This is a genomic window from Oceanobacillus timonensis, from assembly GCF_900166635.1.
In the GTDB taxonomy this organism is placed as follows: domain Bacteria; phylum Bacillota; class Bacilli; order Bacillales; family Amphibacillaceae; genus Oceanobacillus; species Oceanobacillus timonensis.
The window spans coordinates 2,477,404-2,500,490 of record NZ_LT800497.1; the positions used below are offsets into that span (position 1 = coordinate 2,477,404).

At 38.8% G+C, this 23,087-nt stretch carries 22 protein-coding genes; 3 read left to right on the plus strand and 19 right to left on the minus strand.

The genetic code is table 11. The features are described 5' to 3' along the window. Positions 1 to 81: 81 nt before the first annotated feature. The 15 genes from B7E05_RS12100 to B7E05_RS22530 all read right to left on the minus strand — a co-directional run bounded on the left by B7E05_RS12100 (position 82) and on the right by B7E05_RS22530 (position 14,978). Complete coding sequence (locus tag B7E05_RS12100) at positions 82 to 1,311, minus strand: hypothetical protein (protein WP_080874444.1); 1,230 nt, start codon at positions 1,309 to 1,311, stop codon at positions 82 to 84. A 142-nt stretch (positions 1,312 to 1,453) separates the two neighbouring features. Beyond that, positions 1,454 to 1,879, minus strand: coding sequence for a hypothetical protein (locus B7E05_RS12105; protein ID WP_080874445.1), 426 nt, complete (start codon positions 1,877 to 1,879; stop codon positions 1,454 to 1,456). Between the two features lie 311 nt (positions 1,880 to 2,190). Continuing rightward, positions 2,191 to 2,982 (minus strand): uroporphyrinogen-III synthase, encoded by a 792-nt coding sequence (locus B7E05_RS12110; protein WP_080874446.1) that lies wholly within the window; start codon positions 2,980 to 2,982, stop codon positions 2,191 to 2,193. Between the two features lie 221 nt (positions 2,983 to 3,203). Further along, complete coding sequence (locus B7E05_RS12115; RefSeq protein ID WP_245833081.1) at positions 3,204 to 4,493, minus strand: MFS transporter; 1,290 nt, start codon at positions 4,491 to 4,493, stop codon at positions 3,204 to 3,206. Between the two features lie 450 nt (positions 4,494 to 4,943). Continuing rightward, positions 4,944 to 5,507, minus strand: coding sequence for a TetR/AcrR family transcriptional regulator (locus tag B7E05_RS12120; RefSeq protein WP_080874447.1), 564 nt, complete (start codon positions 5,505 to 5,507; stop codon positions 4,944 to 4,946). A gap of 22 nt (positions 5,508 to 5,529) precedes the next feature. Further along, on the minus strand, positions 5,530 to 6,300 hold the full coding sequence (locus tag B7E05_RS12125) for an SDR family NAD(P)-dependent oxidoreductase (protein WP_080876293.1): 771 nt from the start codon (positions 6,298 to 6,300) through the stop codon (positions 5,530 to 5,532). Between the two features lie 347 nt (positions 6,301 to 6,647). Further along, a complete protein-coding gene (locus B7E05_RS12130; protein ID WP_143833228.1) occupies positions 6,648 to 7,319 on the minus strand; it encodes a spermine/spermidine synthase domain-containing protein in 672 nt (223 codons plus the stop codon). A gap of 393 nt (positions 7,320 to 7,712) precedes the next feature. Next, positions 7,713 to 9,185, minus strand: a complete 1,473-nt coding sequence (locus B7E05_RS12135) for an MDR family MFS transporter (protein WP_080874449.1) — start codon at positions 9,183 to 9,185, stop codon at positions 7,713 to 7,715. After that, positions 9,182 to 10,057: a TetR/AcrR family transcriptional regulator gene (locus B7E05_RS12140; RefSeq protein ID WP_080874450.1), complete on the minus strand. Its 876-nt coding sequence runs from the start codon at positions 10,055 to 10,057 to the stop codon at positions 9,182 to 9,184. Before B7E05_RS12140 ends, B7E05_RS12135 begins: the two co-directional genes overlap by 4 nt. Positions 10,058 to 10,387: 330 nt before the next feature. Continuing rightward, positions 10,388 to 10,867 (minus strand): PaaI family thioesterase, encoded by a 480-nt coding sequence (locus B7E05_RS12145; protein WP_080874451.1) that lies wholly within the window; start codon positions 10,865 to 10,867, stop codon positions 10,388 to 10,390. A 145-nt stretch (positions 10,868 to 11,012) separates the two neighbouring features. Then, on the minus strand, positions 11,013 to 11,420 hold the full coding sequence (locus B7E05_RS12150; RefSeq protein ID WP_080874452.1) for a hypothetical protein: 408 nt from the start codon (positions 11,418 to 11,420) through the stop codon (positions 11,013 to 11,015). Positions 11,421 to 11,422: 2 nt separating this feature from the next. After that, positions 11,423 to 12,709 (minus strand): Y-family DNA polymerase, encoded by a 1,287-nt coding sequence (locus tag B7E05_RS12155; protein ID WP_425435112.1) that lies wholly within the window; start codon positions 12,707 to 12,709, stop codon positions 11,423 to 11,425. 447 nt (positions 12,710 to 13,156) lie between these two features. Continuing rightward, on the minus strand, positions 13,157 to 14,365 hold the full coding sequence (locus tag B7E05_RS12160; RefSeq protein ID WP_080874453.1) for an amidohydrolase: 1,209 nt from the start codon (positions 14,363 to 14,365) through the stop codon (positions 13,157 to 13,159). Between the two features lie 135 nt (positions 14,366 to 14,500). After that, positions 14,501 to 14,896, minus strand: a complete 396-nt coding sequence (locus B7E05_RS12165) for a nucleoside deaminase (protein WP_080874454.1) — start codon at positions 14,894 to 14,896, stop codon at positions 14,501 to 14,503. Next, on the minus strand, positions 14,850 to 14,978 hold the full coding sequence (locus tag B7E05_RS22530) for a hypothetical protein (protein WP_281252468.1): 129 nt from the start codon (positions 14,976 to 14,978) through the stop codon (positions 14,850 to 14,852). Before B7E05_RS22530 ends, B7E05_RS12165 begins: the two co-directional genes overlap by 47 nt. 201 nt (positions 14,979 to 15,179) lie before the next feature. Between B7E05_RS22530 and B7E05_RS12170 the strand changes: the two genes are divergently transcribed. Further along, on the plus strand, positions 15,180 to 16,055 hold the full coding sequence (locus B7E05_RS12170; protein ID WP_080874455.1) for a LysR family transcriptional regulator: 876 nt from the start codon (positions 15,180 to 15,182) through the stop codon (positions 16,053 to 16,055). 299 nt (positions 16,056 to 16,354) lie between these two features. Here B7E05_RS12170 and B7E05_RS12175 read toward each other — a convergent pair whose 3' ends face one another. The 3 genes from B7E05_RS12175 to B7E05_RS12185 form a co-directional block, all read right to left on the minus strand. After that, positions 16,355 to 17,902, minus strand: a complete 1,548-nt coding sequence (locus B7E05_RS12175; protein ID WP_080874456.1) for a multicopper oxidase family protein — start codon at positions 17,900 to 17,902, stop codon at positions 16,355 to 16,357. 312 nt (positions 17,903 to 18,214) lie between these two features. Further along, positions 18,215 to 19,339: an MFS transporter gene (locus tag B7E05_RS12180; protein WP_080874457.1), complete on the minus strand. Its 1,125-nt coding sequence runs from the start codon at positions 19,337 to 19,339 to the stop codon at positions 18,215 to 18,217. A gap of 116 nt (positions 19,340 to 19,455) precedes the next feature. Continuing rightward, positions 19,456 to 19,995 (minus strand): TetR/AcrR family transcriptional regulator, encoded by a 540-nt coding sequence (locus tag B7E05_RS12185; protein WP_080874458.1) that lies wholly within the window; start codon positions 19,993 to 19,995, stop codon positions 19,456 to 19,458. Between the two features lie 280 nt (positions 19,996 to 20,275). Here B7E05_RS12185 and B7E05_RS12190 point away from each other — a divergent pair, with 280 nt between their 5' ends. Both B7E05_RS12190 and B7E05_RS12195 read left to right on the plus strand, forming a co-directional pair. Continuing rightward, positions 20,276 to 21,052: a hypothetical protein gene (locus B7E05_RS12190; RefSeq protein ID WP_080874459.1), complete on the plus strand. Its 777-nt coding sequence runs from the start codon at positions 20,276 to 20,278 to the stop codon at positions 21,050 to 21,052. Continuing rightward, positions 21,049 to 21,924 carry a DUF3307 domain-containing protein gene (locus B7E05_RS12195; RefSeq protein ID WP_080874460.1) on the plus strand — a complete coding sequence of 292 codons (876 nt, stop codon included), beginning with the start codon at positions 21,049 to 21,051 and terminating at the stop codon, positions 21,922 to 21,924. The genes B7E05_RS12190 and B7E05_RS12195 overlap by 4 nt, the downstream gene beginning before the upstream one ends. 107 nt (positions 21,925 to 22,031) lie before the next feature. Here the strand turns inward: B7E05_RS12195 and B7E05_RS12200 are convergent, their stop codons facing one another. Beyond that, positions 22,032 to 22,970 (minus strand): NADP-dependent oxidoreductase, encoded by a 939-nt coding sequence (locus tag B7E05_RS12200; RefSeq protein ID WP_080874461.1) that lies wholly within the window; start codon positions 22,968 to 22,970, stop codon positions 22,032 to 22,034. Positions 22,971 to 23,087: the final 117 nt, after the last annotated feature.

The following is a 23,087-nucleotide window of genomic DNA, read 5'->3' on the forward strand; positions in this document are numbered from 1 at the left end:
AAAGACACAAAAGCTACGTCTGCGATATCGCGGACGTAGCTTTTGTGACTTATGTCAGTGAAACTGCGATAAATTATTTCTTCATTCGAATTCCTTCTCCTCTACTTTCCCCGTCTCTTTATCTACCAAATACCAGCCTATCGTATTTGTCATCTGCACCTCATCGTCTTCTCCCGCATATACAAATGCTTGAACAGTAAAATACCCATCTTCATCTTCATGGACCATGGTTTTCACATCTTCCCGATCAACGTCTTTATGCTCATCCACATAATCAAATACATTGCTTGTAGCATCTTCTTCTGTCAACTTGGCATTTTCTTCTTGTCCGCTTGTATCTGATGCATCTTCAGATGAGTTATCATTATCTGCAGCGTCATTTGTATTATCATCCGTTTCCTCTAACAATGGATAAACGGAAATAACCTGGTCTGTTTCGTTCACAAGTTTAAGTTCCTCGACTTCAAAATCAAGCGCAGCTAACTGAAGAACTTGCTCAAAATCTTCACGTTCTTGTTGTGATGCTTCTGTCCCCTCATCGATACGGTATTTAACAGTCGCTTGGTTCCCATCAATCATTGCTTCTTCCATTTCTAAGCCTTCATAAATACCAGAATAATAATCTTCATCATCCGTATACGTTTCTTCTCCCGCAACAGCTCCGCTTATATAAGTGTGTTCCCCCTGTTCCGTTTTTTCTGGATTCATAACATAATATCCTCGATTTGGCTCTTGTTCTATTTCTATCGGCTCTTCCCAATGATTTTCAGCAAAAGTCAGCCCTCTTTCTCCATCCTGATTCAAAAGGTTAAACGCATCTAATCCATAGCGAAAACCAATCTCATTCATTACTTCCCAAAATTGCGCAGATTCGGTTGACGCCATACTTAAATCATCATCCTCATTAAAGTATAAGTTCGCTTGCGTTCCGTCGACCTCAAATTTAGTCGTGGCAGAAAACAGGTTACGTTGTGAAGAATCACTTTCCATTAAAGATTGATGTAAGCGCTCCTCGCGTGTCAAATCATCTGTTGTCCGTGTGAAGTGAAGCAATAAATCCGTCCCTTCCAGCCATTCACCGTAGATCAAGTAATCTCTAGAGACTTGCTCTTCCGTATAATCCTGTTCTTCTGCTTCGTTATCCTGCTCGATTCCCTCTTCATTATTTTCTGCCGCATCATCAGACACAGCATCTCCCTCTGCATCGTTTGATTCTGTAGCATCCGTAGAGTCTGTTTCATTTGTATTATTGCAAGCTGCAAACACAAAACAAATTAAAAATAGTCCTAAAACAACACCTATTTTCTTCAAAATAACCCCTCCAAAATAAAGGCTTCGTTTTAGAACTATTCCCGAGATTTGAAAAATCAAACTATTTTTACTTTCTAAAGCCGAACAAGACTTTAGTTATATGTAAAACGCAACGATTTATTTACTAAAAACAGCTCTTTCTTTATTCTTGCTCCACTGTATATCGAACTTGTTTAAAGACAGTAATATCTCCAGAGTCTTCGTCATTACTTGTTTGTATCAATTGTATTTTTGAATCATAATCTGTTCGAAGCGCATCGTTGATATCACCGATGTTAAATGTGTATACTTTGTCATTCTCCATCTTATCTTCAAAGATGGTCTCATTCGCTACAGAAATAAACGTGGTTTTATCCTCATCGATACCATTGACCTTAATTGCAATTTCATTATCTGCAGTAGTAATCGTTGGGGTGACTAATTCCATCGCCCCTTCCCCTGTATCTTGATTAACAGCTACTTCTAAGTCGCCTTGTTCTGCTTCAGTGAACAACTCTTCGGCTATGGAACAGCCAGTCAGTATTTGCAGCAGTATCGTTGCTAATAGAACAATCCGAATCTGTTTCATTTCTTTTCCCCTTTCTCGCTCTCCCATTTCCTATCCATGTACTACTTGAAAAGTACACTAGTATAAAGGTAATTGCAACTGCTTTTTTATACAACATTACAAGTTGATAAAATGGATAAATAAAAAGCAACGGCTGCAATAACCGCTGCTCTTTACCTTCATTCTATTAACATTATAGATGTCCTTATTTTTTATTACGTATTATTGCGATAAATTTCCTTCGAATAACTGGAAGTAACGTAATCAAACCAATAATTGCTAGAATAACACTAACCGAAAACTGACATCGGCAAAAATATTTGTAGCCTTTTCTATGAGAACTGTTTATTTAGTTCTACAACCATTGCTCCCATTTTAGGTTTCATTGGCTGAAATACGTTGTCAACGCCATTCTTCTCTAATTCAGCCGCAGTCACCTTGCCTATCGCTGCTGCTAAAACTCCTTGATTAAAGGCTTCCGCCAATTTCTCCTTATCCTCCTTCATAAATAGATTTCGCACCTGTGTTTTACTGGTAAAAACAACAGCATCGACATGTTGAAGAAGGATTGTTTCTTTCAGTGTCGATAAAACCTGTTGATCCGGTTCTTTATAGGAATATGGCTTAGATAAATAAACATCATACCCAAGCTGCTCCAGACTTCTTTTTAAATACGCATCGTCTTCATTATATGTCTGCAAATAAATTTGTTTTCCTTCATCCTGTTTTGCAGGAGGTAACGATTCAAGCAAATTCTCCATTGTGCCATCTGCAGAAAGAATGCTTGGTGTCAGTTGATGCTGTTTCATCCACTTTGTTGTTTTACTGCCGCGAATCGCGAGTTTTGAGCTTTTTAGTTTGTCTATGAAGCTATGATGGATATTGAGTTTCTGTGCGGATTGTTCTAGCGTTTCTGCTCCTATTCCAGTAGTTAATATGATCAAGTCAAATGTGTTTTCAATCAGCGTTTTTACATCGTTTTCACAAATCGAATCATTAAGCTGATATGCTCCTTGAATCGGTAATTGCATTGTGTTTCCGCCTTGTTTACTAATCATCGTATCGATTGCTTCTGCCTGACGAGATGCAGCCACAGCCACTTTCTTTCCATTAAGTCCGTTCATATATTTCTCCTTTTTTAGTCATTTTTACATTATTTATAATTATATCCATCTATCTCTTCCATCCTTCATTTATGGATATTATAACATAGGGGCATCTCGATAGTCTGAAATCTTTTTTTATTTTTTCTGATAGTTATTTATAAAAAGCTGTTTATCTTTAAGAAAATAAGCAGCTCTTACCCCTGAAAAAAATTAGCTAATTATATCGTTATGGATCATTTTTATTTCATATTATTCTCTGAACGGTTTCTTTCCCCCTTGATAGACCAAATCACAATAGGAATAAGTATCAAAGATAAAACACCGCCCACAAGCGACAACATCTCGTAACTTGACCCAGCAACTACCATTCCTGACATAGCACCGCCACTCGCACCAGCTAATGCAATAAACACATCCACTGTTCCTTGCGTCTTCGCACGCGTTTCAGGCTCAGTGGAATCAACAATTAAAGCTGTGCCGCTTATTAAGCCAAAATTCCATCCTAACCCGAGCAAAATCAGTGCCACTGTCATGAAAAATAAAGAGCTTCCAGGAGCAATGGCTGCTACAACTCCTGCAAGAAGCAATGTGGCTCCAGAAGCAACTGCCATCGCAGTACGGCCGACCTTATCTACAAGTACTCCTGTAATGAGTGATGGCAAGTACATTGCACCGACATGAAAACCGATGACGAGTCCTATCGCTCGTAGACTATGTCCATGATCTCCCATATGAATAGGAGTCATTGTCATAATGGCAATCATCACAATTTGACTCAGTACCATGATGATTGCCCCAACGATCATTCCTTTTTTATGAATCAGATTCTGTTGAGTACGAGTACCTTGTTCCTTATGAAGTTTATTTGCATTTATTTCTAACGCAATCATGAATGGATCTGGACGTAAAAAGATAAACAAGAAAACACCTGCCAATATAAAGGCGGTTGCAGATAAAATAAACGGCCCAGCTAATTCAGGCACACCAATAGACCGTGCAAAATCCCCCATCACATCAACTAAGTTTGGGCCAGCAACGGCACCAAAAGTTGTAGCAACCATCGCCATACTTACAGCAGTACCTCGTTGTTTATTCGTTGCCAAATCTGTACCAGCATAACGTGCCTGTAAGTTGGTTGCAGTACCTGCACCATATATGAGTAAAGCAGCAAATAATAAAACCACACTATTTAAAACAGCGGCAAGCACTACACCTATTGCTCCAAGTCCGCCCGTTATAAAACCTGTCGCCAAACCCATCCGTCTTCCAAAGCGATTGGAAAGTCTTCCTACCACCAATGCAGCTCCCGCTGATCCTAAAGTGAATAAAGCAGCAGGAACTCCTGCAAAAGCATCTGTACCAAGCATTTGTTCAGCAAGCAGTGCTCCTACCGTTATCCCGGCAGCTAATCCTGCCCCGCCAAACATTTGTGAAATAACGACAATAATCAAGGTACGTTTATACAATTGCTTTTGTCTTTCTGGATTATCTATATACCCTTGTGCCGAATCGTTCTTTTCATCCGCCAAAATAAACACCTTCTTCTCCCAATCTGTCTCTTCATAAGTACACCTTTTTAGCCAATGCTCTATAGGCTCATCATTTCTATCTGATTAGCTGAATCTCATCACCAAGTTACTCCTATATAAGTAACGCGAAGAATGAATAAATTCAGAATTGGAAGCCACCGCTAGTTCATGAATCATATAGTACACTTCTTTCTGGAACTTTATCATTTTAGCATTATTCGATAGCAAAAAGATTTCCCCAATTCTTGTAAATGCTTCATAGAACAAACCTTTTAACTTTTTTTCATTATTTAAATGAAAAGATGATGTCTATAATGAGCGTTTAGACATCATCTTTTTATGATACTATTGAGTTTAACTTATTTTAATCAATACGATATTTTCTGTACATTGTGACACATTTTAACTAGTTAAGTTCAATACCTTTTCACCACGAGGCACCAACATTTCTTAAAGTGAAATAATGGAATGAATCTCTTTAGAAACGATGGAATCAAAATAAGAGATGTCTCTGGAGCTTTGAGTAATCAACTGTACTCCTTGAACCACTACAAATAGATGATTTGCCATCGTACTTGCCTGTTCTTCCGGAATATGAAATTCCTCTAATTTATTTTGAAGCCACCATACATTTTTATTAAAAAATGTATTAATCTCTTGCTGCAATTCATCATCCAAAGAAAAAGATTCCATGGACAGCATCGAACATAAACATACTTGGTTATTTTCCTGTAAACTACTTTTAAATTGTTCTGTATACGCAGTAAGAACCTCTTCAAGCGAACGAAGATGACGGCATCGGTTATCTAAAGCAGTAAAAAAGTGATTAATATAGTGCTCTAACACACTTTTTACCAGATCTGTTTTCGTCGGGAAATAATAATGGATGCTAGCTTTTCTGATGCCTACTATATTCGCGATATCAGCAAAACTAAATCCATTTATGCCCCTTTCTTGAATCAGTTCTTCTCCTGTTTCAATAATTTTTGTTTCCGTATTTGCTTTTTTTGCCATTCAATCACCTTTGCCTTTAATATTAACGCAGCCTTGCTGTCGCTCCGCCATCTACAGGCATAACCGTTCCTGTTATCCAGGAAGCTGATTCACTTGCTAAAAATAAAATGGCCTTCGCAACATCTTCTGGTTGCCCATTTCGTTTTAAAGGGTGGAATTCATTAAATGAATCTAATACTTCCGGAACTTCCTCATCGGAAAGGAAATTATTATAAATTGGCGTTTCCACTACAGCAGGAGCTACCGCATTTACTCGAATATTATCTGCAGCTAATTCCACCGCCATATTTTTTGTAAGCGCGTGTCTCCCAGCCATGGCTGCAGAATAAGCAGCGGAAGGGGTTGCTTCTACTGATTGAAGCGCCCACATCGAACCAGTGTTAATAATGACACCTTGTCCACGTTTCTTCATTTCCGGAATAACTGCTTGGGAAGTGAAGATGGTTCCTTTCACAATGACATCAAGATAAGATTGCACATCTTCCGGTGTATATTCGGTAAATGGAGTTGGAACAAACTTTCCAGTGTTGTTAACCAGTATATCAACTCCACCGAATAATTCAACAGCTTTGTTAACTAACTCTTTCGACGTTTCAGGGTTACTTATATCTCCTGCTACAAAACTTACTTTTTGTTCAGTTGGATCAATCTCTGTGGCTGTTGTTTTCAATACCTCTTCTCTGCGGCCATTAATGATTACATTGGCACCTTCGTTATAGAATAATGCTGCTGCTTTTCGGCCAATGCCGGTACCTCCGCCGGTGATAATGACCGTTTTATTTTGAAATTGCATATTTATTTCCTCACTTTCATTTTGTTTATTAAACAACTTTATTCTACCTACCAATAGGTAGAATGTCAAACCAAATATGTATTATGAAGAAACTAGAAAAATATACTTCATAGGTGAAAATGAAAAAGTGAAGAGTCACCAGACGTTTGGAAGACGGTTTAAAGAAATCGAGAAAGGAACGGCCTGAAAAGGCATGCCACTAAAGGATGGAAAAAAGACATGGGAAAAAGTGGAACGAAAATTTGCCAAAACTTTTAGACCGGAATGATTCAGATGAAGCAATATCTGAATGAACCGGTCTGGAACAGAAGGAAGGAAACGTGCTTTGGAAATCACTTGAAAATGAATTAGCACACCGATGGAAAAGGAGCTTTTGCGAGATAGATATAGTCAGCCTCTCCCTTTTCCTGAGGTACAGGAATAACGTGTACTTCTTCAAAAGATTCTTTCAGTTTTTCAACAAAAGCTTGTGAAGAAGCAGCGCTCCAAAAAGCTAGTACGCCATCGGAAGATAGTAATCCTGCTAATAGGTGCAGTGTATGCACTTGATATAAGTCTGTATTGGAATTTGTCACTGTCCAGTCGGGTCCGTTATCAATATCTAAGCATATGACATCATATTTTTCTGTCGCTGCTTCCATCCATTCTAAAAAATCAGCCTGAATCATTTTCGTCCTGGGATCTTTTAATGCATGATTTGAGAAAGCGGCAAGATAGGTTCGATTCCATGAAATAATTGCTTCTTCTATCTCAATAACGGTGACTTGCGTGATTTGTTCATGACGCAATGCTTCTGCTAAAGAAAAACCGACTCCTAAGCCTCCAACCAGTACATTTCTGGGAGCTGTTGTATTTTTTAATGCAGCACTTACTAAAATTTTCTCGGATTCTCCATTATATGTTGCCATTAGAAACGTCCCATTACTGATGATTTCATAATGGTTGCCGCGTTGTTGAAGTTGTATATCTCCTCTGGGCGTACGTACACGCTGTATTATATTTCGTGTTTGACCATGCATCATCCACACATCCTTATCGTTTTCTGCCAAGTTATTTGCTACGCATTATTCCAATGCTGTATATGGCGACTACGGGTAATTATGCTCGAAATAGTATAATAGCTTTCGATTAATTATGGTATTTTATCCATGAAAAAATGTAAAAAATGCTTTATATATACACTATCATCTATTCCTCTCAAAATAAAGATGGCACCTCACTTTATAAAAAGGAGAACAACTTATATCCTGCTGGTTTTGAATACATATTCAGTCATGCATTAAAAAATAACCGCCTTTTCCCAATATGACAGGAAGAAGGCAGTTACGTTTAAGTTTATGGAATAACACGATTGCAAAGACGCAAAGAACGGCTTTTCCGCCTCATAACAACAAGGAGGAAGTTTCTTATCCTTACCTTCCGTTTGCATCCCTGCCATGTATACGTTGAACAATTTCTTTTTCTTTCTTCGGAGGGTGTAGAAACAGGGCCAGTATAAACGCAAAAAGCGCAAGAATGGTACTACCCATGAATGCCCACTCAAATCCAATAAGCTGTGAAAGTTGTCCTGCTATTTCTGGAGTAGTATCGGCATCCGCTGTAAAGCTGTTTGCCCCCATAGCAACAAGTGTCACTAGAATTGCCGTACCAAGCGATGCCGAAATTTGCTGCAATGTATTTGCCATCGCCGAACCGTGTGAATACTCCTTTGGTGGAAGTTGGTTCAATGCGGATGTCATAACTGGCATCAACGCAAACGACAGACCAAACATGCGAATCGCATAAATCGTTGTCAGATACGCAAAAGATGTATCCAGCGATAGTCTGGTAAACATAAACGTTGTAACCGTCACAATACTCAACCCTATTAATGCCAGCCATTTCGCTCCAAACTTATCAAACAATCGCCCGGTAAGCGGGGACATAATCCCAATCACAACTGCACCTGGGAGCAGCATCAGCCCGGACTGCAGCGGTGAAAATTGCAATACATTTTGCATAAACAGCGGCAAGAGCGTTTCAGCTCCAATCAGTGATACCATCACCGTCATTGTAATGATAATCGCAAGTGTGAACGTCCGGTATTGAAAGATACGGAATTCCAGCATCGGCGTCTCCAGAATAAGCTGCCGCCAAACAAACAGCCCAATTACGATGGCTCCAGCTGCAATCATTATAATAACTTCCGCACTTCCCCACCCGCTTTCAGAAGCGATACTAAATCCGTATAAAAAGGAACCAAAACCAACGGATGAAAGAATAATCGATAAAATATCTATTTTTGGCTTCTTCAGTTCTGTGACATTCTTCAGGAATAATGCCGCAATTATCATAGCAATCACAACAATTGGCAATACAACAAGAAACAGGGAGCGCCAAGAAAAATGTTCCAAAAGTACGCCGGATAGCGTTGGACCGATTGCCGGGCCAAATGCTATAACAATTCCGATCATCCCCATTGCGGTACCGCGTCTTTCAACCGGAATAACTGCCAAAAGCACTGTCATCAGCAGTGGCAGCATAATACCGGAACCTGCAGCTTGAACAATGCGGCCCATCAGGAGTATCGGATAGACATTGGCTATGGCTGCGATAAGTGTTCCTACACCAAATAATCCAATCGCTGTTAAAAATAATCCTCTTGTAGTAAACCGGTCAATCAAAAATGCGGATATCGGGATCATTACCCCGTTTGTCATTAAGAAAGCCGTCGTCATCCACTGCACTTGTCCTTGTGTAATGGAAAATGCCTCTTGAATGGATGGGAGAGCAGTTGCGAGTAGTGTTTCATTAATAATTCCCATAAATGCCCCTGTCAGCAGGGCAGCTATCATGAGTGCTTTTTGTTTTGTCGGCAAATCCCAGGAATTTGCTGTGTCGTTCATATTTCATCATCCTTCCATACTTCCCATGTTGTTAAAATAACTGTCATTTGCTTTTTTAGATTCTGGCGGCGATGAAGTTGGGCAAGCAACGCATCAACCAGAAATTCCCGCGGTCTTTTCTGCCCAAGTTCATCAATCAGGAAATCAATGGTCTGCATATCTTTTTCATTTTCCTGATTTTCCTTTTGTTCCCTATGTAATTCAGCGCGTATCGTTTCCAGACTATGTTTTATACTCTCCAGGATAGAGACGCGGCTCCTATCTGTTTTTAGCTGACTTGGCAGCACAGGATAAAGATGCTCATCATTTGCTACAATAGCATGAAGGCATTCAACGATAAGGTCTCCAACTCGATCCAATGGTATAACTGGACCTTCCCAGATAATCTTCATTAAGTAACTGTGAATCATACCTTCCATAACCACTGCTAAATCTGTTAAATATCTTGCTGCAGTTTGACCAAATGCTTCCAGAAGTGCGTTTTTATGCCATTCATGAAGTTGACGTTGCATACGATATAATGATTTTGGGATAGGTCCTTTACCATCTGGAGGAAAATCGGTTAAAACAGCATGGAAAAAATAGCGATAACCAATTGATTTTTCCAGTTCCACAGTAACTTTCGTTTGAAGTACTTGCAGAGGGGAACGATGTACATCCTTTGGAAAATGGTCTGCTTCCCAGAACAGTTTATCATAATAGCGTTGCAGAACTTCCAGAATCATGCTTTCTTTCGAATCAAAATGTTTATAAAAAGCCCCTTTGGAAATGCCGCATGCCGTAGTTATATTTTCTATTGAAGTTGAGTGAAACCCGTTTGTCTGAAACAGCTGCACAGCCGCATCCAACATTTCCTCTTTTCGCTGTTTCATCAGGATCCCTCCTTTGACTACTTGGTTACCATTCGTGAACTAACAGTCACTGAAACATAATAACATATGATATTTTAAGACACAACGAATTGAAAAATGGATGGAGAAAATGCACGAATAAACCATTTCACAGGAACTTGTCCGTTAGTATTCCTGCTGATTCTCACTTCATGATAAAAGCGCCACCCACTACAAAAAGTGTCCGGCGCTTTTATCGCAGTACAAGAAGAGAATGAATAGCGTGTGCTTCATTTTAGAAGGGTCGTATCCTATTTCATGTCCCTTACAGCAGCATTTGATCTGTTCCGTGGTATGCTGCTCTTTTCGTTTTCATTTCATAAATGTATCGGGCATAACAACAAGAACGACCGCACCACGGGCGCAAAGCATATTATCAGCAAATATTTCTGTATGCACTTTCCATCTCTTAGGATGAATTTCTTCCACTGTTCCAATTGCTTTTAGTGGAACATCTTGTGGGGTTGGTTTAAGAAAATCCATTTGCAGGCTTGCGGTAACAAACCTGGGTGGTACAGACCCGTCCCCAATCTCGTTCCCGTTCTTATGGTGTAAAGCGAGCGAGGCAGACCCTGTCCCATGACAGTCCATTAACGAGGCTATCAGTCCACCATAAATAAAGCCTGGAATTCCCATATACTTTGCTTCAGGTGTAAAGATAGTAACCGTTTTGTCCCCCTGCCAGCCAGTTCGGAGGTGATGACCGTCTTTATTTAAACGGCCGCATCCATAGCACCAGGCGAAATCATCAGGATAGATATCTTGTATTGCTTTGTCCACTTTTTCTTCCATCAGGCATCCTCCTTGTATAATCCATGTCAGTAGATCCAATGTAATATCAGTCAATATTTGATAGTATTGTAATTTAAATATATAGAAGTTCTTCCTGATGTACAATCATTTTCTGAAACTTAACTTGATAAGAAATATTTTAAGTTTACTGTTTCCTTTTATTGAACCAGTCAAGCGTGTTCATCAACGTCACATTTCTTATTTCCTCCAGGGCACAGCTTGTTACCCGCCCATCTTTTAAAAAGAGATGTATCTGCTCTTCCATATACCCAGATACTTTACATTCCAAATCTTTATAATAGTGCCCATTTCGCATCACATTCGCTTGAATCAAAACAGGCGAATCTGTTACAAAAGCTTGATATAACACTTTGGCGATTGCTTCCTCCGACATCGCTTCTTTTGCTTTCACTTCGATTAGCTGTTCGTTCATTTCTTCTTTTTTAAGTGCTTCTGAATGGTCGCTTAACATCATACCTAACCATTTAACGATGCCTCTGTCTTGATATCCGAACTGTTCTGGTGTCACTCGTGTAATCGATATTTTTTCCACGTTCACTCTTCCTTTCCAGAACGATGACCGCCAAGCAATTTCGCTCGATATCTTGCCATTCCGCTTTGAAGTAAACTGGAAGCATGCAGCAGTGACGTATAACCATATTTTCGTCTCACAAAATCAATTGTCTTATCCAGCTCTTCATTTTCGATCGCTTCTTCTGCTGATTCGAATAAATTCAGCTGTAAGGATTGCTTTATTTGAAGTTTTCCAAACGTGACATTGACAACCCTGACCGGCATATTTTCCTGATAGTATTTATGAAAAATAAGCAACATGTATCCTTTTAATTTTTTGGACGAATCCGTAGCTTCGATCTTCATCTGATGATGAAATCCGTCTTGTGCTACTTCTTTGGAATAACCAATGGAAAGTTTGACGACACCGGTCATGAGATGGTGCTTTCTTAGTCTGGATACATTTTCATCCGTCATCTCCCTGATGACAATTTCCACATCGTGTTTCACCACATAATCTCTGTTCAGTATCTGATTTTTGCTGAAGGATGTACTTTTCGGTGTGTACATATCCGATAGTTTGGTTCGGTCTATTCCATGTGCATGGAAATAGAGCTGTTCTCCAATCACACCGAACCTTTCTTTTAATTTGCCAATATTATATTGCGCCAAATCATACATATTCCGAATACCTATCCGATTAAGATTTGCTTCTGTTCTCTGTCCTATTCCCCAAAAATCAATCAAAGCTTCTATTTTCCATAACTTATGTGGAACGTCCTCATAGCGCCACTCTCCAATAAATCCTCGTTGTTCATCATGTTTTGCCTGATGATCAAGCGCTAATTTTGCTAAAAGTGGATTATCTCCTATTCCTACAGTCAGCACTAAGCCTAATTCTCTCCATACATCACGTTGGATTTTCTTTGCTATATCCTGCGTACTGCCAAAAAGTTTATGTGATTTCGTTACATCGAGAAACGATTCGTCGATAGAATAAGTAAGTAAATCCTCTTTGGCTACATAACGCTTAAAAATACGTAATATCTCCATATTCTTTTGTAAATACAATGCCATACGGGGCTCCACAATGTCTATATTTGCTTTCTTCGGGATTTCATAAATCCTTGTTCCTGTTTTCACTCCATACTCTTGTTTTACCAAAGGAGAGGAGGCCAGCACCAAACCGCCTTGATTGTCCGGCTTGGATACAACCGCAATTCGGGATTGTAAAGGATGCTGCTTGCGTTCGACAGCTTCTACACTTGCGAAAAAAGATTTGGCGTCGATACACATAATATCTCTGCGCGGTTCCTTTGAATAATCCATCATGATAATGTTTTTCATCATAATCTCTCCTGATACGAATAGGTGTTTGTATTTTCATTATACGAACGTATATTCCTATAGTCAACATAAATCAGTTTAAATAGTCGTGTTAATATATGGAAAGCTAAATGCAGGAAGGTAAACTTTCTTTGTTATTCTCAACTGTTGCCATCGCTTTCACCCATGGTCCAATCCTGTTTTTAAGGATAAGCATGCTTATCCCTCTCTCCTTTTTGAATGAGTGATATTGGCAAAGTCATGATTCATTCGATACAAGTTCTCCACGACAAATGGAAAAACCCTTCGCAAAAGTGAATCGCAAAGGGTTCTTACAAGTATAGAAAAATATTTTTCAGCAGAAAAGACGATGAATAACCTTTTTGATGATTCATTGCGGTAGAATAACGATACAATTACATACAGATAAATTACTTGCGCTTCATATGATTATTCAAGTGAACCTGATACCATTTTTCCATGGAACATAGTAGCTGCCCGTTTAGATCTTCGTGCAACCGCTTCTGCGGAACAAGACGCTTCAACCAACACAAGACTTGCATCATCGCCAACTTTCGGCCACACTTGCACACCTTCTTCATTAAGCGGCGTCTTACCGCCCGTAATATAATAAAGAGCTTGTGATAGTGCATGTTCATCTACCCAATTAGAAATTTCAGCCAATCGCCCAGCTCTTTCTAAAATATCTCCATTACCAAAGGGGGACCAAACATCAAAAATATTATCACATCCAATAGCAGCAGATACGCCTTTTTCGCGCAATAAGCCCATCGATGGAAATTTTCGATTAATTGGTACACTGGAAATAATGGTGATTCCTGCATCAGCAAGTAATTCCGCTATTTCTTCTTCTTGAGATAGCGGGATATCTCCAAGTCCAAAAGCATGACTAATTGCCACTTTTCCTTCCAGACCAGCTTCTTTTGTTAACTCAGCTAGTTTCTTTATTGTGAAGATTCCCAAATGACCCGGGTCATGTAAATGCAAGTCGATTCCGGCATTTCCTTCTACCGCTAAATCAACCATTGCATTTAGTGATGCATCGATATCTCCGTCCACAGTAGCCGGATCAACGCCTCCTACAAAATTTGCTCCTTTTTGTAACGCCTCTCTTACTAATTGTCGTGAATTTGTACGTAATAAGCCATGCTGAGGAAAGGCAACCATTTCATATGTTAATTTTCCTTCAAATGTCTGCAGTGCTTTTTGCACATCTTCTAAATTCTTCAATCCAATCTCTGGATAAATATCTACATGTGTACGTACATGAGTGATGCCAAATGCAACGTATTTTTCAAGTAGCAGTTCCGCCCGTTCCTGCGTGGTAGTCTCCAGAGAAGGAAGAACTTCTTTTTCAATGTCAAGACGTTCAAAGATATTAAGAGCAGGGGTTACGGAGCGCCATCGATCACCAATCAATGTTTTGTCCAAATGACAATGTTTCTCAACAAAAGGCGGAAGTACCAATAGTTGTTTTGCATCTATTTTTTGCAGGTCATCTGTTATCTTTTCCGTAGAAGCTATCATGTTTGCAATTTTTTCATCTTTAATCAATAGATGAAAAAATCCGGTCTTTGTACTTGTATTTTGATAGCCTGTCTCTAAACGTACGTTTGTTAACCAATAAGCAGGGCGCATATCGCTCCATCCTTTCTATCATTCATAAAGCATTCCTTTAAAAATTCATTCACTTCAGCGTTGGTATCTCTTTTGCACCTGATTAGCTAAACCGGCGTTTTTGATTAGCCTGTTATATTCACCACAAAACAATTCTCATTCCTCTAAACGAATCATGTGGATATCTTTTTCATCGTGTGATAAGGAAAGCTGATTGTATACATAGTCTTGATCAGGGTTGCTAGGATTAGAAAAATATACAGTGTCCATTTGCGTATAATAGATGGTGCTTAAACACATTGGACATGGCTCTGTACTGGCATAGATTGCACACCCTTTAAGGTTCGTTGTATTTAACGTTTGACATGCTTCACGAACAGCTTGGATTTCTGCATGCTTAGTTGGATCATTCGTTGCGGTTACTTCATTCACACCAGATCCAATTACTTTTCCATCTTTGACAACCACTGCTCCATATGGAGCTCTCTGGTGCTTTTGTTCGTTTTCATTTGCTAATTTGACTGCTTGTTTCATCCATTCTGTTTTTGACATGTTGTTCCACTCCTTTTTCTAATAATGCTAAAACAGTTTTTGTGTCTCCTTCTGCTGCTGCTAAAATAAACTTTTGCTCCAAATTGATTTCCTCCTTTTTTTCTTTCTGTATGGAAGCATCTTCATCCGTTTTTACAGTTGTACTGTGATAAAAATATAATCATTTTCATAATAACCTGTACCCTGATGTAAATATGTTATCATGAAGATGATTATATGATAAATATTAATTAAATTATAATTACTTATCTTTTTCATATATAAAGTAGAAAGGATGTTTATGATGGATATTAGGCAGCTGCGTTATTTTATTGCCATTGTAGAAGAAAGGAAAATTTCCGCCGCCGCGAAAAGGCTACATATATCTCAACCGCCCTTAAGCCAGCAATTGAAAGCCATGGAAGAGGAACTCGGCTCTACATTAGTCGAGAGAAGCGGTAAATTTTTAGAAATGACAGAGGCGGGAAAAGCTCTTTATACAAAGGCGCAGCAAATAACTCAATTAATGGAAGAAACCAAAACAGAGGTAAAAGAGGTTGGCAAAGGGGTCAATGGAAGTCTCGCTATTGGCGTCAACACCTTTTCTGTTAGCGAATTGCCGCAGATACTTGAACAATTTCAAAGAGAATTCCCAAAGATTACGTATAAAATCCAACAAAATGAATCTTCTCATCTTTGTCAATTGGTCAGGGACAGAATGGTGGAACTGGCAATTATCCGCATGCCACTCGATTTGGATGATTTTTCTGTACTTCATCTCTATAACGACCCTTTTTATTTCATCACGTCTAAGGAGTACACATCATTGGATAAAGAAGTGTCCCTTGCTGAAATCCAACATTACCCACTCCTATTTCCAAGTACAGAAGGGTTAGGTGTGCACTATTTAATGATAGAGGCGTTTTCTCGATTTAGACTACACCCTCATATGATTGGGGAATGTTCTGATATTAGTCTTCTATTGGATCTTGTTTCATCAGGGTTTGCTGCATCTATTGTTCCAGAAACGCTACTGAAGCGATATCGAGGATACTCCATAAATACTTATCGAATATCAAATGCGATGGAGTTAAATGGACCAGTCGGATTAATATGGCTCAAAGATCATCGCTTGTCCAAATCCGCTCAGCATTTTATAGAGATGATTCAAAAAGAATAATAACTCCCTCGTTCAGTTGTTACGTTTCATGCCTTGCTGTTTGATTTTGTTCACCAGCTTTTTATCGTATGTTCAATAGGATATCTTATGAAAATATATCCAGGACATCTCTATACGTATTCCGTAATAAGCTATATGTTCAATGCTTCATTACGTTTCTACAAAAATCTCCTAAAAATCATTAACTTTTATGACTTTTAGGAGGTTTTTTGTTTGGTATTGATGTAATTAAATGGATATTGCATGCTTTGTTATTTCATAGTCTATTTACTATATAAGACCAGCAGATTATACACCCTTTAATTCAAACCCTTTTCATCATCATCTACCACCATATAAGGCCGCATCATATCATAATCTTCATGCTCTAAAATATGACAGTGCCACACAAACTCGCCACTATATGGTGCAAATTTGGCAATCACTCGGGTGATGGTTGCAGCAGGTGCTTCGATGGTATCTTTCCAGCCGCGATGGTTTGCTGCCGGCGCAATTGGCGATCCTGTAAATATGATTTTGCCATCTTTATTATATTGCTCCAGGTCAAATGGCTGATGCTCCAATACTTGAAATTGGACTAGATGAATATGCATTGGGTGAGAGAAATTGGTTGTATTTGTAAAAGCCCACATCTCTGTTGTCCCCAGCCGCGGGTTTTCTGTAATCGGGTCATGCCAGTGTTTATTGTTGAGAAGTAATAAAGGACGGTCAAATTCATCATCAGACCCAACTAATTTTAAATAGCGAATCGCAGAAATGTTATTTTGTTTTAATGACGGAATAACCGATAAAGCTGCAGGCAAAAAACTTTGATCTTTCTTTTTTAACGACTTTGTAACACGAAACTGCATAATATCTCCCGTGTCGTCGTTGGGATCAGCATCGGCTCCTAAATCATTTTTTAATACAACCGACTGACCAGCTGCTTTGGAAAAATCAATAATGACATCGATTCGTTCTGCTGGCTGAAAACCGATTGTTTCCATTTCGACAGGATGTCTAAGCAGCCCGCCATCAGAGCCGATTTGTTGAAAGGCTATATCAGAGTCAAGCTGTAACTGGTAGGATCTCGTATTGGAAGCATTTAAAATCCGAAAACGATATTTTCTTGGTTCTACCTCTAAATATGGCCATGCCTTTCCATTAACCAATATGGTATCTCCATTAAACGTTGGCAGAATAGAAGGGTTCGGTAAATCTTCAGTTGCATCATCAGGCTGTGATGGATAAAATAAGGAACCATCTGCGTTCAAACTTCGGTCTGTAATCATAAGCGGAATTTCATAGTCCCCAGCGGGCAGATTCAATGATTTCTCATGTTCGTCCCGAAGTATATACATTCCTGCAAGTCCTGCATATACATTCAGCCGCGTAATTCCCATTGCATGATCATGATACCAAAGCAAGCTTCCGCGCTGATGATTCGGATACGTAAATGTTTTTCTTGAGAAAACAGGGCCGGTCTCCTGAAAATGATTGGTGTACCATGCTTCTGGATGTCCATCACTATCCGGTTTCGTTTCGATGCCATGTAAATGTACCACAGTGCGTACAGCAGGAAGCTGATCAAGGCCATGAATGGATACATCAACAGGAAGCAGATGCTTATTTGGTAATTGGTTCAACCAAGTCACATGAACCGGATCGTCACGATTTGCCTCAATGATTGGACCGGGAAACTGACCGTTATATCCCCATAAAGTGGTTGCTGGTAAATCACGATGCAGCTTGCGCTTAAATTGCTTCATCGCGATTTCATAATGAACCCCATCCTTTGCTTTTTGATCAGGCTTTAAAACCTGCATGTTTGGAAGCTGATCCACAAATTTTTCTAGCTTGCGGCGCATTCGTATTCACCCCATTTCTTTATAGTAGTAAATGTAACCAGGAGCAAAAAAGTGCAAAGCTGATATACTTGAGCGCTAAAAGAGTTAGGGGGAATATAAAGTAAAAATGGATTCATTTCTTGTAGTGGGTGTTTTATAGCCAGTTACACTGCGATAAAACCTGCACTTTAGCGACTGGGCATGGGTGATGTAAACGCATAAACCCCTTTAGATAATACATTCAAAGCTATTAAATGAAATATAGAACAGAAGTTGCCAAAAATTTTTAAGGTTTGAAGCATACCCTTCTGCTTCCCTTTTTCAACCAATAATCTAATTTACTTTTGGTTTCAAAAGTAAGGTTACATAACCAATGATAGAAGCTCCAATAAAAAGAACGTAATATCCAGATATATCGGCTATCTGTCCAGATAAAATGGACCCTATAGACTGTCCCAGCGCGAGTATTAAGAATGGTACACCAAGCCCGAATGACGGATTCGTCTTGAATACGGAGATCCCCCAAACAATCAATACTCCTGTCATGAAAATATAAGAACTGCCAAAAAAAGCTGGTGAAAGGAATCCCATTATCACATTCTCTGGAAATACCCCTAGAATAAAGGACGAAGTGGATAATATGAATACAGAAACTCTGTACGCACGCACTAAACCGAAATGATTAATAAACACGCCTGCAGTTCCTCCTAATAAGCCTGCAGCTCCTATAATTACCCAAAACCATTCTCCTAAATATGCTGGAACACGGTCTAAATTTAACACGAAGTCTCTGGAAAATGTCCAATAGGCAGAACACGAGATTCCTATAACTAAAGATGCAATAATTAACTGAATAGAGTGGCTCCATTCTTTTTTAGAACAACCTGCCGTCCCCTTCTCCTCCGAAATCACTTGTTTTGGAAGCACTTTATAATTTGCAATAAGTACAAAAATAGCAATGACCATAAATATCAAATATGTCTCTCTCCAGCTATCAGCCATCACTATAGCAATAGCCCCTGTGAAAGCTGTCCCTATACTTGTACCAGAATTAATCCATGAATTCGCTTGATTTTGTAATCCTGTTTCTACATGATTATTTACGATAGCAGCATATGGCGGAGAGGAGAATCCAGTGCTCATCCCTGCTAAAAATATACCTAAGCCTAAAAAGATAGGATTGGGAGAAACAGAGATAATCCCTAACCCTATAATAGAGGATAATCCGGCTATCATAAGAATTGTTTTAGAAGTAATCTTCTTAGAAAATATCATTGCAAATAGGATTGCAATACAGTAAGCAATGTACGATAAAGATGAAATAAATCCACTGGTTGATGGATTCATAGGAATTGTTTCACTAATATATGGGAGCATTAAACCATAACTAAACCGAGATAACCCATATGTGACAGCAATCATAGGCAAGCCTATTGCTATCAATTTCTTTGCATCCATAAAATCCACTCCCCCTTTTTATATATAACGTTCATTATAAAAACAATTAAAAAATATAGGAGGCAATCTTAAAATTTTGAAATTACGATGTCCTCCACTTATATCTATAGCATTTATTATACAGAAACCTGCATTCTTTTTGATAATTCCATTGCAGTATCTTTTAACTCATCCAAATCAAGTATTTGATCCATTGATGTTAATCCCTCTAACATAACGGAAATTTGCACACTAAGCGATTTGGAATTTAAATCCTTTTCCATTTTTTCCAGGAGTTTTCTCTTATGCGCTTTGCTTAGTGAAACAATTTCTTCGTTTACACCCTCGTATTCTTGTTTAGCCCTTAAAAACAAGCAACCATTGAAACCAGCTGTTTTTAACCAATTAATATGAGCATTAATAAGGGATTGTATATATGAATGAATGCCACTCCCCTTATCAAATTCATCCTCTAACAATCGGAAATACCTTTTTTCTCTTTGAGTTAATATTTCTTTTATCAATTCTTCTTTTGATTGAAAATGATAATACATCGTCATCGGAGCAACGCCAGCTTGATTTAATATGCTTTTCACACCAACCGCATGAAATCCGTGTTCATAAAATAATTTCTCAGCTGTTTGAATAATTGCTTCTTTTTTCTGTGATTTTTTCATAAGATAACTCCTTTTTATATTGAACGTTCATTATAAAAATAACATATCACTTATTGTATGACAAGACACTTAAAAAGGTTTGCTATTTCCAAAATAAATCTAGTTAACCAACCTTTATTCAGGATTTATATTATCCATAGCAACAACAGGATGATTTTCATTATATTAGACCAAACAATCTAATTTCCATAAAGTTTGACTATTTCATCTAACTTTTGCTATATTTGATGATATAATCAAACTTGCCGCTGTAGTGGATAAGGAAGGAGTTGTTTTATGCATGGCAAATGAAGTTTCCATCTTCATCATGGATATAAGTAATTCATCGAATGAAAATATCGGGAAAGCATTAAGTGATTACCTGGAGCAATTAAAAGAAAATATTTCTCGATGGACGGAAAATACAGCGGTAACACAAATCAGTCACCGCGCCGGGGATGAATTGGTACTTATAAGCAGTGGCTACGCAACAGCATATACACTTGCTTTTTATATCAGCCGCATTTGGAAATTTACGGATCATCCGCCTTATTTCGGCCTATCATTCGGTACGATTCAAGAAGATGTAAGAGACATAAATATAGAAACGTGGATTCATCCATTAATGAAACAAGCAAGAAACGCCAATGATTACCTAAAAAAACAAATGGACAGGTGGCTATTTCGATTTGCATTACCTGACTCATCGAATGAACAAACCTTCACGGCTTTTAGTAGACAGTTCGAAACATTAATCAATTCGAATTTAATGCTGAAGCAGGAACAAATTAACGAACAAACCGCAATACAATCTCTCGTCTGCTCTTTGTATTTCATACTCGGCCAACAAAAAAAGGTAAGCCAATATTTGAAAAGAACAACAGCCACCATATCTCATCATATGAAACAGGGTAAAACACAAGTCATCTTGCGTGCTTTTGAGGATATTGTAAAGGTGCTGGACTCATTAGGCACACAAGAGAAACAGCGTCTAACGGATAAGCTGCAAACAAATATGAGACAACAGATTAGCCAACATTTACCTGATTATTTCCCGGAAGAAAGGAGATTATCATGACAACACTTATGCTTCTGCTGGCGCATTTGATTGCTGATTTTTGGCTGCAATCAGACCAGATGGTGAAACATAAAATCAAATATTTAAAGAAACACATCTTTCACCATCTGCTGACAACAGGTATCGCACTTATCATTATTTGGGGTTACCAATATGCATTTCAACATATCATGAGTTATTTGATTTTACCATTAGTTTTTATTATGATTACGCACCTTCTAATTGATTTAGTGAAAATAAAATTTATAGACTCCCTTCCCAAAAGTCCGACGGATAATATGAAAAAACTCGGGTATTTTCTGGCAGATCAAGCCTTACACGTTATGATGATACTCACGGCCTGTATGCTTTTCTTTCATATGACAACGGCAGAGATGGCAGCTAGTCTTTTAAACTTAAATAATGGTACAAACCGTTTAAGTCTGTCCAATACCGCATTATTTATTATCCTCATTTACATTTTAGCAACAAGTGTCAGCGGTCATATTGTAAAGTTTATCATCGGCTCTCTGCCATCTGAATTTGCCAATTTTGAAGGTGAACTGACATTAAAAAATCAAATTGCCGCCGGGAAGGAACAAATTCGGCCGGAGATGGACAAGCATTTTACGGAGGAATATCACTATTTCACATACTCCGCCCCGCTTCGCTCGCGCGGCAAACTTATCGGTTATCTGGAAAGATTGCTGGTGATTCTATTAACAGCAGTTGGTGCTTATCCGTCCATCGCTTTTATTATCGCTGCCAAGTCCATTGCACGATTTAAACAGTTAGATGACCGAAACTGGGCGGAATATTTCTTATTAGGTACGCTCTCTTCCATTTTCTTAGGATTGGTACTTGGGCTTATTGTGCAGGGAGTTCTTACGTAGCCGGTAAGAAATATTTCGTTAAATTGACTTTTTCCTTTAGCAAAAAATCAGGCTGCTGCATATTGCTCAGCAGCCTGAAATATCTTTTTCTTTGCGCATGATTGTACTTACTTGATTTGAATCACAATTTTTCCTTTCGCATGATGGGTTTCGCTCAAACGATGGGCTTCTTTTAAACCATTCTCTGTAAGCGGGAAAGTATGTCCAATATACGCTTTTAATTTCCCGTCTTCCATCAGCTTCCCTAATTCCGACAGTTCTTTTCCATCGGGCTCAAGCCATAAGGACCCTGCCTTGATTCCTTTTTGTTTGGCTGCCTTTTCATCTGGCTGTCCTGCGATGGAAACCAGCCGCCCGCCTTCTTTTAATACCTGGAAGCTTTTATTCAGGATTTCACCACCAAGCGTGTCTACGACAATATCATAATCTTGCAGGACTTCTTCAAAGTCTTCCTCTTTATAATTAATGAACTGGTCGACGCCTAATTCTTTTAAAAATGCCTCATTTTTCCCGCTTGCAGTCGAAGCGACATAGGCACCGAAGCTTTTAGCAATCTGAATGGCCATGCTGCCGACACCGCCAGAACCGGCATGAATCAACACGTTATCGCCTTCTTTTATTTCAGAGAAGTTCACAAGACATTGCCAAGCAGTGAGACCTGCAAGCGGAACAGCTGCCGCTTCTTCAAAACTGCTATTTTTCGGTTTCATCGCCAGCAGTTCTTCATCTACCGCTGTATAGGAAGCATACGTGCCATTTGGTGTAAGATCCGGTCTAGCAAATACCTCATCACCCACTTGAAAGGCGGTGACATTTTTACCGACTTGTTTAATAACACCTGCTGCGTCCCATCCCAAAATAATTGGAAATTCAAAAGGAACACCTTCCTGCAGGTAACCTTCGCGCAGTTTCCAGTCAATTGGATTAATAGACGTAGCGTGCATTTCTACTAATACCTGATTATCTTTTATTTCCGGAATTGGGATATCATCTTTTTCTTTTAGCTGATCTGCATCGCCGTATTGGTCGATAATAATTGCTTTCATGGTCAAAACCTCCAGCGTATGTTTTTCTGTTGCATTGTCCATATTATCAAACGGATTTCGCTTAAACAATCAACTCAAACTTGCTTAATAAACTTATATAGATTTGGTAAATCATGC